Here is an 18,052-nt window from a genome sequence, read left to right on the forward strand (position 1 = left end):
CAACTCGTTATACTAGTATCTAGATATTTCAAGTATTGGCAATGAGCTGCTTTATTTACTGGAGTAATAGTATGAGAATGAGAACAGGTAGAGAAACGTGGAATAGACTTCTTATATTGGAATCGTGAACAAGTTGCTTCTGAGCGATTGGCAGCATTGATATTGGCAAATGAAGGATTTCGTAATATTGACCCATCGCATCCATTAGGCGGAAAAGATGGTCTAAAAGATATGATACTGACAAATGGAGGAAAAAAGTGGGTCGGTGCTGTATACTTTCCAAGGGGGCAGAAGACTTTTAAGGAAATTAAAGATAAATTCATTCATGACCTTGAAGGTGTATGTGCTAATGGAGCAGGAGGCATTGCTTTTGTAACTAATCAAGAAATCCGATTATCGGAAAGAAAAGTTCTTACAGAAATTAATAAGAATATAGATGTTAATATATATTATTTAGATATTATTATCATGAGAAATGAGGTATTAGTCATATATTATTGGACATACATAATATATAGAATTTTAGCTCATAAATTAATCTAAAATTACAGTAAATCTAGAGAATCACCTCACAAATTATTGAAATCCAATATCTATAAAGTTTTACTTCATCTAAATTAAGAATAAAAAGTAAGTTTATTGGATAAATAAGCTAAAAACAAGCTTATCTATAAAGTTTTACTTCAAAAGTCAAAAACATTTACCTCGCTGAACAAGAATATCAAGATTTGTAGTTATTTAGGTACTTCTGTTTATTATAGGAAGATACTATTCGTAAAACCGGTGTTTCACGAATAGTATATTAAGGTTATAGTGTAAAGTTTAGTAATAAAACTCCTAAATATATTGTATATCAACGTATGAACTAATTTTATAGTTAATTAAAAATACTCTCCATTTGAATATATTGATTATTATTCAAATGGAGAGTATTTTTAATTAACTAACACTGCCAAAATAATAATCGGCTGATCCGGATGATGACGAACTAGAAGTATCGGCAATATCAACGGGTGCTTCATAATTAGCAGTAAAGTCAACACCAAGTCCAGAAGGTGTCGTTGTGTCTATTTCCACTTTAGTCTGATTTAAGTTAAGACTGTATAATTGTGGAGAGCACCAGTTTTTCTTACTAGACATTTTTTTCACAACTCCTTTCTTGATGCGTTACCCAGCTATAGTTTGAGAAATGTGCCACTTCTACAAAATCTTTTTGAACATCTCCACCAGTAATAATGTATGTGCCACATCTTAACCATGCATGGGCCAGCAAACTTTTGCCCTTTGCAACGCCGAAGTATAATGTGGTAGGTATTTTATAATAACGTAGTAGCCAACTCACTACTAAGGCGCGCACTAAACATTTACTTTCCCAAGGCGTATATCTACAAGCTAATAAGCTATAATAATGGACACGTTTTATAATCTTTAAATCTTCTGACGAAACAGATTCATATGGAGATTCTTCATTGGGAACACCAATACAAGGTTGAAATTTCTTTAAAGGAACGGCAAGCATTAAAAATCGAGCAATACCACTAAGTATGTAAGCACTACCTAATAATACTTTGTCTTTAAAAGGTATACGGGTCCATACTTTTAGCTTTCTAAATAATCTATGTATCAAACCTATACCCTCCCTTTCTAACTCTATTATAATTTGTTTTCAGATAAATCACAACAATTTTGGAATAATCTTATAACAATATCTACCTCTTCTGTTAATGTATCCTGAGCTGCTGGCCTTTGTAATGTGTAAATAGGTACCTGTTTTAAAAGATTAAGACATTGCTTAAAATATGAGGATGGCATAGGAAGTAATTGCCAAATACTTTGACGATAAATATTTTTTAACAATATAGTTAGTTTTTCATGTCCTTTAGCTTCTTGGAAGTGTATGTTTTGCTGCATTCCAATACTTATTTCAACAATGCCACCTAATCTAACAGCTTCATTTAAAAAGCTATCTCCTACTGGAATGAGGTACTTTTCACGTTCCTCATCTATTTTTAAATAACTATCTAGATTATATCCCATTTGATGCATTACATCTGTACATAGCTTTTGATAGGGAAAAGTAGGTTCTACTAAAGAGTTATTAGGATCTGTACAATTAAGGGCCGAAACATCATCTGCCAAAAACTTAAAGCCTCTTTGACGTAGGGCTGTTGTTAAGGTTGATTTACCGGCGCCAGAATCACCCGTAATAATGACTGCTTGCTCATTAATAACTATTGTACCGCCATGAATAGCGATTTGCTGACGTTGTGCCAATAAACAAGCAAAAGCGTTTCCAAACAAATGTCCTTTAATAAGCTGTTCATCTTTTCCGTGGCTATTGATAATCTTAATTAAATGACCATCTTGTATATAAAAAGTACATAAATCTTCAACTTCAAACCACATTTCATGAGGTTTAAAATCATAATGAATATTTTGTTCTTGTGCTTTCTTTATCATTTCAGGCATAACGTCATAAATAATTTTCACATCACTTATGCCTTCTTGAGGTGCAGTAATCAAATCAGAAAGTTCTATTTCTGAAGTAATATGTAGTCCATACATTTTATAATGGTATAGCTTATTAGTGCTTGAAATTTTCATGAATATTATCCTTTCTCATTTGATTTATCAATATTATAGGCTAGTTTAAAATAAACTAGCCTTATGTAGTAAACACTACTCTGTGTAATTGTTAGCATCGGATGAATTAGCTGAAACACCACTTGCCCACCATTTTCCATCATCATCATAGGTTGTTGCATCGTGATGGCCTGTAGGTGCGACGCCATATTGGGTTTCTGATACATTAAACTTAGAGACTGTTGGTAATGTCCAAGTTTTCTTATTCATTTCAATCACTCCTTATTATATATTAAATAAGTACATAAGTTAATAGAATAGTTGATATATCCTTTAAGCTGTACTCTTGTTTCATATATATGTACAGATTAATAAATTATTCAATGTATTTATTAAAAAAGCTATGACTAACTATTTTTATAGTTAGTCATAGCAATGTAAATAGATTAATAGCTATTTGCGTAAGAACTATTGCCACTGGTACCGCCAGCCCACCATATTCCGTTACTATCATAGGTTGTTGCATCATGGTGCCTTGTAGCTGCAGATCCTTGTTGTGTAGCTTGAAGCGTTACTTTAGACATTGTTGGAAGCATCCATTGATTTTTTTTCATATACAATCACCTCTATGTTTTAATTCGTAGATTAATTATGAAATTAATCTATGTAAAGCTTAATGATTATTAGGTGGTGAATCCTGCTCAATGTCCATAGTTACTTATATGTGCACACAATACATTTTATACCTAAAATTTATACATCTTACATTTCCAAAAATTGATTGCAAATATATAAAAGTAAGTAAACCTTTATTTCTGACCAGTCTTCTTCTACTAAAGTTTTATTTAAACGTGTTAGATGGGCATGATATTTGGAGAAATCAATCATTGTAACAAGATGTGTATTTAAATTAATTTTTTCAAATGTTTTATAAAGATTAGGCCATACTGCTTTAAGTCTTTGAAGCTTATCGGCACCTTGAATGCCACGATTTGTAATGTTCGTTAGAATACATTCAGGTAAAAGTCCTTGCATACTATAACAAATAAGCCTTCTCTCAATGCCATCCTTCACAAACTGTTCACCAGGTAAACTTAGGCAAAATTCAATTAAGCGCTTATCTCTGGTAGGATCACGAATAAGAATGCCCTGCTCCAATCCTAATTTCATTTCCATGCTGGCAATTTGAGTGAAATTTATAGCATCCATAATGGATTGCCGTTCTTCTTTTAGATCCATAAAATACTTAGGATATTGATAATAATGAATGCTTTCTAGTGTTTTCTTAAGCTTAAACTTTTCAATGGCTGCTTTGTTTAATAAACTATATTCAAAATAATCAAAGCGCCGAGCTTGTTTATAACGTAAAAGTTTTTTGAGTCTATAGGGAATAGCGATTGATATGACCTTTTTTAAGACAACTTTACGTGGTATATGATAAGTATTGCTAAAAGCTTTCATTTCTTTTAAAAGTTTCCGCCACTGCCAGTGATGCATTAAAGTGAGGCTTTGTGTCAAAAAATTACCATATGAAATCGTTGTATTGCCAAATTGTCCATTTAATAAAACTTTGCAGCCACACTGCTTGGCCTTTTCTACCCCTTCACGATACCAGGTAATATTCTCTACCATTTTATAAGGATATTCGAACACTTCTAAAACATGTTCCAAATCAGATATTGCCGTTTTGCCTTCTGCCCTGCAATAATTGAGATGAATATTGGGATACATCTTGACAAGAGCTGTAATATATTCACTTTCATCTGCTTGACGTCCTGGAATATAATAAGGCTCAAACTGGGTCATAGGTACAGAGCTAAAGGCTTCTAATGTTTGATTATCTTTTTGAAGTGTGGTAGCTGCGAAACAAGCCACTGAACTTGAATCTAATCCCCCGCTTAAAAAAATCCCATTGGCATCTGTTAAGCGACAATTCACCGCTTCCTTAAATAGCTTCAAGAAAGCTTCACGGTAAGCTTCATCATTTGCTAATTTAAGCGGTTTAACCGTTTGAAGTGGTTGCCAATATTTCACAAACTGCATCTTGTTATGACAAATATGTAAGCTATGAGCTGGTGGTAATTGTTTAATTTCATTGTAAGGTGTACTTTCACTGTCAAATTGAATCAAAGGTGTTTCGTTAGAAAGGAACTGTGCAATCCACTTACTATTTAATGTCTGAGAGGTTTTATTTAAATTTTGTATGGCTTTAATGACAGAGCCAAAGTAAAATATGCCTTCTTGAAATGTATAATAAAATGTACGTGTACCTGTGGCATCACGAGCTGCAAAGATTTCATTTTTTGCCTTATCCCAAATTACAAAGGCAAAGTCGCCTACTAGATGATTCGGACATGCTCTGCCCCACTTTTCATAAGCATATAAAATCAGTTCACTATCACTTATTGCTTCAGATAAATTAAGTCCAAAAGTTTCATATAATTCTTGGCGATTATCTAAAATCACATCCGCTGTAATGAGTCTTGTTTGTGACTTATTATAAAGAGGCAATTTTTCAGTTTGGTTTTGAGGGGTAATATGGAGTAAACCGCATCCCATAAATGCTGACTTTTCTTTGACTTCCATATAGCGATCTAGTTTATAACACCTTAATTGCTCCTGCATATTTATATGCGTTGGTAAAGTAGCCTGATTCAGTGCAATCCTACCATAAATTAATCCACTCATCTCTGTTGCCTCCTTACTCTATGAACAGTTAATATAATGACTAATGTGAATAGTGAAATACAAAGCCCTATTTTAAAGCCAGGTACTTCATAATATAAAATAATATGATGCGTTCCTGGAGATAGCCTACATCCCAATAAAGCATTTTGTATTGCTAGAATGTCTTGTTTCTTTCCATCTACCTTTATACGCCAACCTGGATCATATAAAATAGAGGTCATTAAGAGTTGTGTCTCATGAGTATTAGTAATATCTCCTTCTATATAGCCATCTTTCCATTTTGTCACTTTTAACCCTTGATTTATTAACGTATTATAAAGCGCTTCAAATGATTTAAGGTTTAAGCTATAAAAAAGCTATCTTTTAAATAAAATTCAGAATCAGTCAGTTCTAATGTAATATGAATTAACTCCCCTTTTTTATAAGCGCCTACATTTTTAATACCATATTCACGGCCTAAAAAATAATAAGAAGCATCTACCCCATTCACATAGACTGCTACAGGATTTCTTTTAATGGACTGCGTCTCAAAAAGTTTAGAAGTTAATTGCATGTAAATAGGGGCGTCATAAGGCATTTTTAAAGTATAGGTAATCGTCCCTTTTAACGATGGATTTTCTTTGGTATAATGCACTTCATCATTTTCTCTATTCACTTTAAGATTTGCATATTGGATATCTTGTACCATTATTGGCTCGTAGTAATCATCTACATTATTGGCTAATTGATGTAATAGGCTGTTTTGTACTTCAAAGGCATTATCTACACCTACAAGTGGCATAAATGCTTTTTGAGAAACAGCGTAACCAATAGGTAAAGCATAAGGATTTTCATAAACTTCCATTGTTTCATTGGGTGTTATACAGTTATATAATTTCTGAGCGCCCCATGTCTGATTTAAATAATCAATAGGTTTATAACTATGCCACTTCAAATAGTACTTTATACTAAACAGCATGTCTGTCGGCAAGGTGCCACCTTCTGTATAGATTTGATTCACCAGATTTTGATTAGAACATACCCCTATATTTTGCAAGAACTTCAACGAACTTTGTTCGATACTAGAACTAGAATGATTAATGCCATAATAACCGTAAAGCATTGGATCATTATCGGATATTTGATAAAAGTCCTCTACTCTAGAAAAATCTCCTGTTTTACTAAGTTCTGTAATAGATGACTCAAAGTCTTTAATACTATTAACAACTAATTTCCTTTCAAGATAGTCAAAACTTTTTTCAATCATTGTGGCGTTTATAAGGAGCTCGCCATAAACAACTGCAGCAATACATAAGAGTAGATATCGTTTAGCTTTAAGTTTGTACATATAAAGAAGCAATAAACCTAAAAGCATACAAGTAAGTGTAAGTCCTATTTGCCTTTTCCCTAGAAAGTCATAATGCAAAAGAGACATCCAACGACTTATTCCAAACCAAAATCCTATAAGCATCCCAAAATGTCTGAGTTCTAATCCTTCTAAATGATCAAAAGAGTTATAAGCTAATTGCAACAAAATGAAACTTACAATGAAGGCATTACGATAAGGAAAGCAATAAGGATAATCAAAGCCATGCCATATTAAGTTAAAATAATTTATATTAAAACTAATATAAAAAATGATTAGAAGTATACCTGTGATTATTTTGTCTTTCCGCTCTATCTGTTTATTAAAAAAATAACTTAATGCAAGGCTTAATAGGAGGCTTCCTATAAATAAATTTGGGAAACCATCTTGGAGCTGATTAAAATTAAAGCTACTTATAAAGAATTTACTAATTAAATCATTCAAATGAAAGGTAACTTGTGGTAAACTTTCAGTAAGGCGAAAATCCATTTTTCCTGTTTTTAGAGAAAATAAAGTAGGTATTAGTAAAATTGCAGGAAGTCCACCTGCACCTAAAGAGGCAAGTATAAACTGCCTTATTATCTTTTTTAATGGGAGAAATTTTAAATTCTGTAAGCACACTGCATAAATAAAGTAAATCACACTTGCAATACAAAGCATATAACCTATGTAATAATTAGAATAGATACAAAGTGCTAAGCTTATTAAGTACAGTCTTGATTGCCTCTTATAAATTAACTTTTCAAGACCTAATAAAATAATCGGCAAACCGATGACGCCATCTAACCACATCAAATTGGAGAGATGACAAATATTATAGGACATTAAAGCATAACATGTTGAAAATATAATAACGCTCATATCTTTACGTTTGAAGTGAACATTTAAATAACGGGCAGCTGTAAGTCCACAAAGACCAATTTTACATAGTGAAATGAGTAAAATAGCTTCTGTAATATGGGCCTTTGAAAAGCCAAGTAAAATAAGATTTAAAGGACTAGCTAAATAATAAGCAAATAATCCACTCATATTACCGCCTAATCCTTTGTTAAAACTATATAGTAAACTACCTTTCCCTAAATAAATATCGCGCATATAGCAAGCATCCCAACATATTGACCTCTTAGATCAATGGTTAAAATGCTTTTGCTGCCAAAGGGATAAATCCCTTCTCTCATAAGTAAAAGGCTCATTAAGCCTATGGGGATTAGAAATGCATTTAACCATAATCTACTATTTTTAAAATACTTTTTTAGCATAATTTCCCTCCTTATCTCTATATATTTATATAGGGACAGGCTCTAGGATATGCCACAAATTTTTATTATGGGAAATCAATAAATTTCAGGAGGCATTACAAATGAAAAAGTTTCTCTTGCAGATTAAATGGCTCATATATAAATCAAAGCCTGTAAGAGTTAACCTGATTGTGAATACATGCATTAATGTAGTTTTATCAGGTCTATCCATTTATCTGGCATTACTTTCAAAAGCATTAATTGATGCTGCAACGAATGCGGATTTAATACTTGTTTTTAAATGGATTAAAGTACTCGCTATTATTTTCTTAATTCAGCTTAGTTTACGTGCTTTAGGAAAATATCTACATACTTATACGATTACTAAGTTATTAAATACTATTCAAAAACAGCTTTTTAAACATTTAATCTATAGCAGATGGCAATCTCAATCGAATTATCATAGTATGCATTTATTAGGTTATTTAAATAATGATGCCATTAAAATAACAACTTTGGTTTGCGATACGCTGCCTAGTTTAGTGACATTAACTGTAACATTCCTAATTTCTTTTATAACACTATTTCAGCTAGACCCTAAAATTGCATTTTTAACGCTCTTGGTAGGTCCTGTTTTTACAATTTTAAGTTTATCCATCCGTAAAAAGATGAAACAGCTTTATCATCAAACACAAAATCATGAAATTAAATATAATACCTTTTTACAGGAAAATTTGCAAAATATTATTACACTCAAGAGCTTTTGTCATGAAACATCAAGCATGTCTGAACTCAAATACTTACAAGAAAGACGCTTAAAGCTTAATCTGCATACATGCAGGTTAACAATCGAAGCAGATAGTTTATTAAGTATAGGTTCCACATTAACTTATTTCTTAATATTTAGCTTAACGACCTATAAACTATCTTGTCACCAAATTACATTTGGTACATTGGCTGCCTTACTACAGATTTATCGCAATGTACAAGGCCCCCTTTCTAATTTAGCAAGCAGTGTTGCTACGATTATTCAAGGGGGTGTCTGTGTAGAACGTTTTATTGAAATAGAAGAAATCCCAGAAGAAATGCCACGTTTCTTATCAGAGGCTACATCACTTGCGCAAACTCAATTAATATCTGAACTTAAAACAGGTACTTTTGAAAAAATAAAACTTGAAAATATAAGTGTCGCCTATAATGATCAAGAACCTGTTTTGAAAAATATAAATCTTGAGATTAATCGTGGTGATATGATTGGCCTTATAGGCCCTTCTGGATGCGGTAAAACTACATTAATTCGTCTGCTACTTTCATTAATTACACCTTTAGAAGGAAAAGTAACCTGTATGATCAGCCAAAAGGAAGTGCCACTTACTCCTTTATGCCGTCATTTAATGAGTTACGTGCCTCAAGGGAATACCCTATTTTCGGGCACCATTGAGGAAAACATCATTTACGGCAATTCAAAGGCTAAAACTTCCCAAGTTGAAAAAGCAGCTCGTTTAGCTGCTGCTCTCCCTTTCATTGATACTTTATCAAAAGGATTTGAAACACCAATAGGTGAAAAAAACAAAGGACTTTCAGAAGGTCAGGCACAACGTTTAGCTATTGCACGTGCCTTTCTTTATGACCGCCCTATTTTAATATTAGATGAAGCGACATCTGCGCTTGATAGATTAACAGAAAAAGAAATTTTAAAACAACTTAAAAACTTAGAATCACATCCAACGTGTATCGTTATAACACATCGTCCTTCAGCACTATCGATTTGTAATTATGTTTATGAAATAAAAGACGGAACATTAATAAAGAAAGATATAAGTGAAATACTTTAGGAGGAACTCATGAAATATTCAAAGCTAACAACATTGATACGTAAAATACTATTTTGCATTACAATTACAACTTTAAGTGTGATTTATCTTATTGGTAAAGTCGTATATTTTATTGACTATAATAATAATCATATAGAAATAGCACGTTATAATATTCAATCTAGCAAAATTCCTGAATCCTTTTCAGGTTATCGCATTGTACACCTTTCAGACTTACATAGCAAATACTTTGGATCAGAACAAGAGAAACTTGTGGGGCAGATTAAAGCACAACACCCCAATATTATCGTTGTAACAGGTGATCTAGTAGATGGTAAAACGAAGTTTCAAGAGCCTTGTTTAACACTTATGAAAAAACTCGTTGATATTGCACCTACTTATTATACTTATGGCAATCACGAAGCACTTCTGCTCTATGAAGAGGCCTATCAAAGTTATTTTAAAAATATCGAAGCTTTAGGTGTACATATAATGAATAGTAAAAGTGTTATTTTAACAAATGAAACAGAAGAAACGATTAATTTAATCGGTGTACCTGATCCTATAGCAATTCCATTACCTAATGATATCTTTTATTATAGCGATCAAGAGGAACGTACAAAGATTCTTTTAGAAAATACCCTCTCCTTAGTACCACATCAAGAAAACTACACCATTTTATTATGTCATAGACCAGAATATATTAATACTTATAGTAACTTTCCAGTTGACTTAGCATTATGTGGTCATACACACGGTGGACAGGTACGCCTTCCTATAATTGGTGCCCTTTATGCATCTGGTCAAGGATTTTTTCCAAAATATGATACAGGGCTTTTTAAGAAGGACCAGCTTACACTTATAATTAGTAGTGGTTTAGGATCTTCTTCTATCCCTTTTCGTATTTTAGACTTTCCTGAAATAGGCGTCCTGACATTAACTCATCAATAATCAGTTTAAAGGAGAAATTTATGAAGCCTAATGAGAAATTAATTATTCAATATCTTATCGCTGCATTAAAAGTTGAAAAATGTGAATCTAGTAGACTTACATTAGCTGAACTAGATTATCTTTATACACAAGGCTGTGCCCATCAAATTCAAACGCTTATCTTTTCTGCATTAGATTCTCTAAAAACATTACAAAAGATCGCACCTGAACTTATGACACACTGGACGAAAGAAATGGTTATGCGCAGCTATTGTCAAAAGGAAAATTTAAAACAAGTGGCACATATCCTTAAACAAATGGAGCATCAAGGTATACTTGTTATTCCTCTAAAAGGTGTCTTTTTAAGAAATCTATACCCTAGACCTGACTTAAGACTTATGGGAGATGCAGATTTACTTGTTCATCAAGAGGATTTAGATAAGGTAAAGCAACTGCTCATTCAAGAAGGTTATGAAGAAGTCATCGATACCCATTCCTACCATGTAGCTTTTACCCACTCTAATTATATGAGTATAGAAGTCCATTGGGCACTTACAAATCATCGTTCATTTAATGCACCTGCTGCCATTGCATTTGAAAAGCTTGTTTTTGAACATGCTGTTCCTGCTATAGTTGGCGACGCGCATGTGCTTAGTCTTTCTTTAGAAGATGAATTTATCTATATTTGCATGCATATGGCTAAACACTTGAATTATGCAGGTTTTGGCCTTAGACAGCTTTGTGATTTTTACTTAGTTTTAAAGACAAATAGTAAAAAATATGATTGGGATTACTTAACCAAGCAGTTTAAAGATATTGGTTTATATCATTTTGTAGCCATGCAAGTTGCAACATGTAATTACTTATTTGATAGTCAGCTAAGTTGGCCTAATAAGGATTTTCCACAATATACAAATGCGCAAATATTGACATTTATTGAAGATTTATTCCAAAGTGGTGTCTGTGGTCAGGCAACCTACCACCGCAGTTTAGCTGTAACCTTTACAAAATGTAAAGGTCAAGATGTATCCTATGCTACATCTATGTATCGTTTATTTTTTCCTAAGTTTAATAAACTCAAATCACAGTATACTTATTTAGAGACTAAACCTTATCTCGTAGTTATTGCATGGTTTAATCATATATATTATTTACTTACACGCACAGATCGCTCATTTATTGTTAAAGTACAAGCGTTAGTATTGACTCGCTATAGTATGCATAAACGTAAACAGTTACTAAAATTATTAAAGTTATGAAATGACTAAAGAGGTGAATCATATGAATACAAGAGAAAAAAATTTAGATTTATTAAGGGTATTTGCTGCGTTTTTAGTTGTCATGCTCCATACAAGCGTTAGATCGGTTACAACGAATATAAGATTATGCAACTTAAATTTCACAATTGCAAATCTCTTTAATGCTGCAACACGTGTTGCAGTACCTACATTTGTTTTATTAAGTGGTACATTTTTATTAGGTAATCCAAAGAACAAAGATTTTCCTAGTTTTTATAAGAAAACTTTTTATAAGATTGTACTACCTACTTTTATTACAAGTTTAATCTATATGTACTATGTGGATGTTTTAAATTATGGGCAAGCCCTTATTTCACATGCAAGGCTATCAGAACCCATTAGACTTAATCCATTGCTCATCTTCAAAGGTCCATGCTTCTACCATCTTTGGTATATGTATATGTTAATTGGATTATATATGGTGGTGCCGCTACTTATTCGTTTAAAAGAACGTGTAGGAATGAAAAACTTTATGATTATAGGATGTATATTCTTAGCAATTGATATGGCTATTATCTTTTATAATGAACATTTTTGGCCAATACGTTTTGTCAATTACATAGGGTACCTTATTTTAGGGTACTGCTTACATTATTATTTTAGTAATTGTAAAAAACATTCAATTTTTATAATAATCGCTATAGGCTGTTATTTATTAAATGCATTGGCAACTGAATTTATTGTGCGTCAGGGGTATTTTGAAACTACAGAAAAGAAACTTATTTTATATGGTCATCTCACACCGTTTGTTTTAATAAGTACAATTTGCTTATTTATTTACTTTATGAGTTTACCTTCAAAAGATTCTAAGCTCCTAATATTTGCACCACATACATTTAATATCTATCTTGTACATGCAGGGATATTAGTTATATTTGATCAGCTTATTCATAACATTTTAAAATTCTCTATACCTGTTATTATTTATATTCCCATTATGTCAATTGTTATCTTCTTACTCTCATATGAAATGTCTAAACTTATTAACTTTGTGACACAAAAACTGAAAAATTGGGATAAACCACATATTGAGAGTTCTTATACTATGAATTAATACCAAAAAAGCTTAGATTTGAAAAAATCTAAGCTTTTTATGCACCAATTTATCCTATTACTATATATAGTATAGTAAAGGAGTGATTTATAATGTCTACCGACACTTTAACAGGGGTACAAACTGCACCATTCTCTATACTAACAGTAGATACGATTGCTGACTTAGTAGCTCTACCAAATTTGACTTTAGGTACAATGATTAAGGTAAATGGCTATTATACAGCTATTGATGGCGCTACACATTATCGTGTTGTTGCAAACAAAGATAATGGAACGGGTATTGCTTATAACAATTTGTATTTAAACATTGCCTATTCTAACGAGCTCTACTCTACTTGGTTTGGATGTAAACAAGATGGTGTAACCGATGATACAATTTATTTTCAAAAATTCCTAAATAACTTTGGTAAGGCCAATCTGATTGTGCCACCAGGCATTATTAAAACATCGCAGATGCTAATTTTAAAAGGAATCTTTAGAAATCAACCTGGTAATATCGGCAATGTATCATTTCGAGAAATTACTTTTAGAGGTGCTGCTATTCATTATACAGGTCCTGAAAATGGCTGTAGCATGTTTATATGTTTTCATTTTAACTCTATTATTGATGGACTCACAATTTATGACCAAAGCACTGCTAACTTTGTAAATGTTTGTGCGACATGGAATTCAGATATACGTAATTTCCATGTAAGCAATTTGTTTATTAATGAAAATAACGCAGATGTCCCAGTACTCCATGCAGATGGTGGCGTTTATTATCAGTTTAATATGAGTTTTACAAGAGGAGATATTACAAAAGCATTAAAAATCACTAGTACAGTTCAAAATACAGCTAAACGTACCTGGCTTATTAATAGTATGTTCTTTACAAATATTGTGATTGGTTCTGAAAATACCAATATCACCCCTTATTGTATTAAATTATATGGTGGACAAGGCCTAGAAAATGTTAATTTTGATAATTGTGATATTTCTTATGCTACAAAAGCACTTTTTTATATTGATGTCCCATTTCCAAATGCTACAATTAATATCCGTTCTTCTTATTTAGATAGTGGAGTACCTTTAGTTGAAGATTTTAATTATAAAAATATAATCTTCAATCTACAAGATAATTATGAAGCCTCTAATGATAGTAGACAACTTATGGGGATTAAATTAGCTAATATTACACGTAGCTCCCATACAGGTAATAAAGGCATTGAAGCAAACTATCTACCACTTACAGTAATAAACCTTGCTATGAATGGTAATTTAGGTCTTAATGTGCGAAATCCTAAATGGTGTTTTGATGATGGGGCATCACTAAGCTTTGAAGAAAACACACTAAATACGCTCTGTGGAAATAGTCTCAAATGTATATTTAATAGTATGCATCGTGGCATTCAATTCTTATCGATGCCCCTTCCAGCCACAGGTACTTATACCTTTGGGATAAGGTTGAAAAAACTTTCTGGAACAGGTACTTTACAACTCATTTATAACAATAGTTATTTCAAAAATTTTGAGATGCATAATATTCCAGATGGTGAAGAAGTATTATTATCCACTTATGGTGTAGCTCAAAAGGTACTTAGTGAAGGAACAATTATGAAAAATGCCCTCTATCGTTATGGAGATACAACCGATTTAACAGTAGAAATATATGAAATCATTGTAGTAGCCGGTACGTATATCTCCTGGAATCTGCCACTGCATCCTATGGCTAGTTTAGTAAGTACCTCAACGCAGACAGCTAATCTAGACAATTACTATAACAAATCAGAAGTTAACGATTTATTAAAGAACTTACAATCTAAAGAATCTACGCCTCTTACTCTAGATAACTATTATACTAAACAAGAAGTATTCGAACTTATGACAAACTTTTTGAATCCTACTCGTTTTGTACTTCAGCATTATATTGCTTCATCTACTACAACAACTGTTGCCATTCCTGCTTTAAAAGATGCCTTTTGTTTACAGGTCCTTTGTAAGAACTTAACGTTAATTCGTGGTACAGATTATACCATTAATTCTACTGCACTTACTTTAGAATTAAATTTTACCTTACAGCCAAACGAATCCCTTTATTATATACTGTACTATTTAAATGGGCCTAAAAAAACAATTACCTCTATTACCCTTTCTCAAGAAGTTCAAGAATGTTATATAGGTGACACTTTTACTTTAAGGGCTTCAACTACTCCTGAAAGCACGGATGCTACCCTATTTACATGGGCTAGCTCAAATCCAAATATTGCAACGGTTACAAATGGCCATGTTAAGGCATTAAGCATTGGTACTGTGCAGATTACTGTAAGCTATGAAAATCTTTCAGCCTCTTGCACAGTGACAATTTCTTGTCCTCAAATACCTACTGATTTAATCGAAAAGCTTCCAAAAGATACAATGATTATGTTAGATGCACGTTATAATATTGATATAACGTCAAATACTTGGCAAAGTGTCATTGGTAATTATACAGCTCAAATTAGAGGTGCCTATACTTATACCAATGGAAAGATTGCATTAAATAATTTAACGGGTACCACAAACGGTATTTATCTTACAATCCCTGATTTACCTACAGGACATTATCCTTTTGGTATTTATCTAAAAGCACGTACACTAGCTTGTACGAATTATCATCTTATTAATATTGGTTCAGACTATACTACTTCAGGGGCAAGTCTTTTTTTAATGACGTGGGCAAGTCGTGCTAGAGTAGGTGTAAATGGTGCCAAATATTGGTCTAACATGACAGTTAATAACATGTATTTTGAATTATTATATACTTTTGATGGTGTATCTAGTATGCCTAAACTTTATATGGTTTCAAATAGCGCTATTTCAGAAGTCAGTTTTAGTTATACTGTTGAAAATATGGCAGCTTTTATGAATGTACTCAATACGACAGGTATCGTATTAGGTGGTGATAACACAGCTGAAACATCTTGTAAACTCTATGAAATTGAAAGATTTGCATTTGTTAAAAGGTATTGTACACGAGAAGACTTACAATCATTCATGCAATATAGTCAATAATTGAAAGGAGTTATTTAAGTGGAGTCATTACCTCTTATTCAGCAAATCAATGAGATGAATGCAGAAATTAATACGTTAAATACTAAGATAGACACACTTGATACAAAAGTAGAGCAGCTAAAAAACAGCTCTACTACAAATGTATTTTCATCTGCACCAATGAGAAATGTAGAATCTAATCCTTATTATTTTGAGGATATACGTTGGCTTAAAAAGACGGAAATCCTCTATATGCAGACTGTGGCTCCTCTTCCAGATATAAGTACCAAGTACATTGTATGTGATGAGCAGGTCATTCCACTTTATAGTATGCTTGGTGACTTTGTAGTCAGTTATTTAACAGAACCTGTTTCTGCTATTACTCATGATTGCAGCGCTAATCAAACCTTTCAACTGCCTCAATTAAAAATCATTCCTTTTACATCGAGTTATTACTTCACCATTAATGTAACGGCTATTTCTAACGTAGCACCTACACTACAACTTTGTAATCATAATGCTACCAATACCCCTGTGTCATTTAGTGGTTTAAAATCAGCTACAGGTATTCAAAAGATTAGCTGTACTGTTGGAGCTGGTGCTTATACAGAAGACTCTATCTTAGCACCTTATATTGGTATTACAGCAGACGATATTGCAAATCAACGCTATATCTCTTATGAAATATTAGGTGTTTATAATAGAAATGATTTAGACTTAAATGAAAACTTCATTGGCGATATCAAGTTTTCAGGAGAACGTTTTGATGGCTCCAATGAAGGGATTATAATGACTGTAAATAATGTGAACTATACCTTACCAGTCATGAGAAGTTTATTTGGATTTAGTGATTATATTCGTAATGGGAAATTATATCGAAAGATTGTTAAAAAGCGCATTACTGCAGATATGATTGATACACTATCGAATCAATGGAGTGTTATTTACAAATACGGTAAAAAATCTTCTATGGTAATGCTTAATCTAGAGATTACAGATTTTGTACAATCTTCTGACCCTTGGTATGTTAATAATGGTCTAAGATACTATATTTGGAGTCCAACCCTTACAACCCATCCAATGAGCAGTCTTAATAACTTCGGTGGAGATGCTAATATACGTTGTATTTTTTATGGAAATGCCTATAGCTATGAAGGCCAGCGCATTATCTTAAAGCTCAAAAATAGTGATATTGGCTATAATTATGAAACAGATTCAGCACCAACTGCTGAGTATTTAGCTAGTAAATATAAGGAATGGGTAACCACTCATCCAACTTATATCTATTATCCTGTAGAAACACCTATTGAAGAAAATCTTAATATTACCTTACCAGTACTCAAAGGCAATGGTTTTATTAATACTGTAAAATTCGATACGGGTTCTACTTTAAGTATTGCACCTACTTTAAAAGTTAAGCGTCCAGATAGTAAATACAGGAACTTAACGGGTAAGATTTGGTTATGTATTGGGGATAGTATTACACAAGCACAAGGCTCTAATTTCAGTTACAGCGTACTTGCTAAAAATCTCATTCCAAACTGCATCACATACAATTATGGTAGTGGTGGTTCAAGTATCTGTAATTATAACAATGGTTCTAGGGCTTGGGGAATATGGGCTAAAACAAATATTAATACTTTTCCAGAGTACGCTGACCTTATTACAATTATGCTTGGTGTAAATGACCGTAAAACAACTCTCAATATAGGCAGCCCTGAAGATTTACCTGATGAAAATGGCTCTTATTATGCTGCTTATAAACAATTAATTCTCACGCTTACGAATAAATATCCTTTGGCAAGACTAGTCATTTGTGCACCGCCAAGGCTTTCTTACTATGCAGATGAAGAAGAGCAGCTTTATGATATTTATCATGTTACAAAGCAAATTGCCGAGTATTTTAACTTAGAATTTTTAGATGTTAATAAAGGTGGCGGCGTTAATAACCTTTCACCCCCTATAGATTGGCAAATTACAGGTGTTAATAAAAGAAATGGCTGGCTTACTCCTGATGGACTGCATTATAATGATTTAGCCCAACAAATGCTCTTTGAATATTTGGTAGCACACTTATAAAAAAGTGGCTCC

Annotated in this window: 16 protein-coding genes; 7 read left to right on the forward strand and 9 right to left on the reverse strand. The window is 32.6% G+C overall.

Features of this window, described 5'->3' with window-relative positions:
- Positions 1–162 precede the first annotated feature (162 nt).
- The gene (locus JCM14822_RS15515) at positions 163–543 is read left to right on the forward strand and encodes a hypothetical protein (RefSeq protein WP_054743242.1); all 381 of its coding nucleotides are present in this window, start codon (positions 163–165) and stop codon (positions 541–543) included.
- Between the two features lie 396 nt (positions 544–939).
- Here JCM14822_RS15515 and JCM14822_RS15520 read toward each other — a convergent pair whose 3' ends face one another.
- The 9 genes from JCM14822_RS15520 to JCM14822_RS21020 form a co-directional block, all read right to left on the reverse strand.
- Complete coding sequence (locus tag JCM14822_RS15520) at positions 940–1,140, reverse strand: hypothetical protein (protein ID WP_054743243.1); 201 nt, start codon at positions 1,138–1,140, stop codon at positions 940–942.
- Positions 1,133–1,627: a lasso peptide biosynthesis B2 protein gene (locus tag JCM14822_RS15525; protein WP_054743244.1), complete on the reverse strand. Its 495-nt coding sequence runs from the start codon at positions 1,625–1,627 to the stop codon at positions 1,133–1,135. Before JCM14822_RS15525 ends, JCM14822_RS15520 begins: the two co-directional genes overlap by 8 nt.
- Positions 1,628–1,653: 26 nt before the next feature.
- Positions 1,654–2,604 carry a hypothetical protein gene (locus JCM14822_RS15530; RefSeq protein WP_054743245.1) on the reverse strand — a complete coding sequence of 317 codons (951 nt, stop codon included), beginning with the start codon at positions 2,602–2,604 and terminating at the stop codon, positions 1,654–1,656.
- A gap of 75 nt (positions 2,605–2,679) precedes the next feature.
- Entirely contained in the window at positions 2,680–2,853 is a 174-nt protein-coding gene (locus JCM14822_RS20560; RefSeq protein ID WP_157047819.1) for a hypothetical protein, read from the reverse strand.
- A gap of 176 nt (positions 2,854–3,029) precedes the next feature.
- Positions 3,030–3,197, reverse strand: coding sequence for a hypothetical protein (locus tag JCM14822_RS20565; protein WP_157047820.1), 168 nt, complete (start codon positions 3,195–3,197; stop codon positions 3,030–3,032).
- Positions 3,198–3,345: 148 nt separating this feature from the next.
- Positions 3,346–5,271, reverse strand: coding sequence for an asparagine synthase-related protein (locus JCM14822_RS15535; protein ID WP_054743246.1), 1,926 nt, complete (start codon positions 5,269–5,271; stop codon positions 3,346–3,348).
- Positions 5,268–5,576 (reverse strand): YfhO family protein, encoded by a 309-nt coding sequence (locus tag JCM14822_RS22730; protein WP_278287236.1) that lies wholly within the window; start codon positions 5,574–5,576, stop codon positions 5,268–5,270. Before JCM14822_RS22730 ends, JCM14822_RS15535 begins: the two co-directional genes overlap by 4 nt.
- Positions 5,577–5,611: 35 nt before the next feature.
- Entirely contained in the window at positions 5,612–7,711 is a 2,100-nt protein-coding gene (locus JCM14822_RS15545) for a YfhO family protein (RefSeq protein WP_054743248.1), read from the reverse strand.
- Positions 7,693–7,875 carry a hypothetical protein gene (locus JCM14822_RS21020; RefSeq protein ID WP_054743249.1) on the reverse strand — a complete coding sequence of 61 codons (183 nt, stop codon included), beginning with the start codon at positions 7,873–7,875 and terminating at the stop codon, positions 7,693–7,695. The genes JCM14822_RS15545 and JCM14822_RS21020 overlap by 19 nt, the downstream gene beginning before the upstream one ends.
- 101 nt (positions 7,876–7,976) lie before the next feature.
- Here JCM14822_RS21020 and JCM14822_RS15555 point away from each other — a divergent pair, with 101 nt between their 5' ends.
- From JCM14822_RS15555 to JCM14822_RS15580, 6 genes are all read left to right on the forward strand, one after another.
- Complete coding sequence (locus JCM14822_RS15555) at positions 7,977–9,689, forward strand: ABC transporter ATP-binding protein (protein ID WP_054743250.1); 1,713 nt, start codon at positions 7,977–7,979, stop codon at positions 9,687–9,689.
- 9 nt (positions 9,690–9,698) lie between these two features.
- Positions 9,699–10,619, forward strand: coding sequence for a metallophosphoesterase (locus tag JCM14822_RS15560; protein WP_054743251.1), 921 nt, complete (start codon positions 9,699–9,701; stop codon positions 10,617–10,619).
- Between the two features lie 20 nt (positions 10,620–10,639).
- A complete protein-coding gene (locus tag JCM14822_RS15565; RefSeq protein ID WP_054743252.1) occupies positions 10,640–11,857 on the forward strand; it encodes a nucleotidyltransferase domain-containing protein in 1,218 nt (405 codons plus the stop codon).
- 22 nt (positions 11,858–11,879) lie between these two features.
- Positions 11,880–12,950 carry an acyltransferase gene (locus JCM14822_RS15570; protein WP_054743253.1) on the forward strand — a complete coding sequence of 357 codons (1,071 nt, stop codon included), beginning with the start codon at positions 11,880–11,882 and terminating at the stop codon, positions 12,948–12,950.
- Positions 12,951–13,042: 92 nt separating this feature from the next.
- Positions 13,043–15,982 (forward strand): Ig-like domain-containing protein, encoded by a 2,940-nt coding sequence (locus JCM14822_RS15575; RefSeq protein WP_054743254.1) that lies wholly within the window; start codon positions 13,043–13,045, stop codon positions 15,980–15,982.
- A gap of 18 nt (positions 15,983–16,000) precedes the next feature.
- The gene (locus JCM14822_RS15580) at positions 16,001–18,040 is read left to right on the forward strand and encodes an SGNH/GDSL hydrolase family protein (protein WP_054743255.1); all 2,040 of its coding nucleotides are present in this window, start codon (positions 16,001–16,003) and stop codon (positions 18,038–18,040) included.
- The last annotated feature ends 12 nt before the right edge of the window (positions 18,041–18,052 follow it).

The organism is Cellulosilyticum ruminicola JCM 14822 (genome assembly GCF_001311925.1).
Taxonomy (GTDB): Bacteria; Bacillota; Clostridia; order Lachnospirales; family Cellulosilyticaceae; genus Cellulosilyticum; species Cellulosilyticum ruminicola.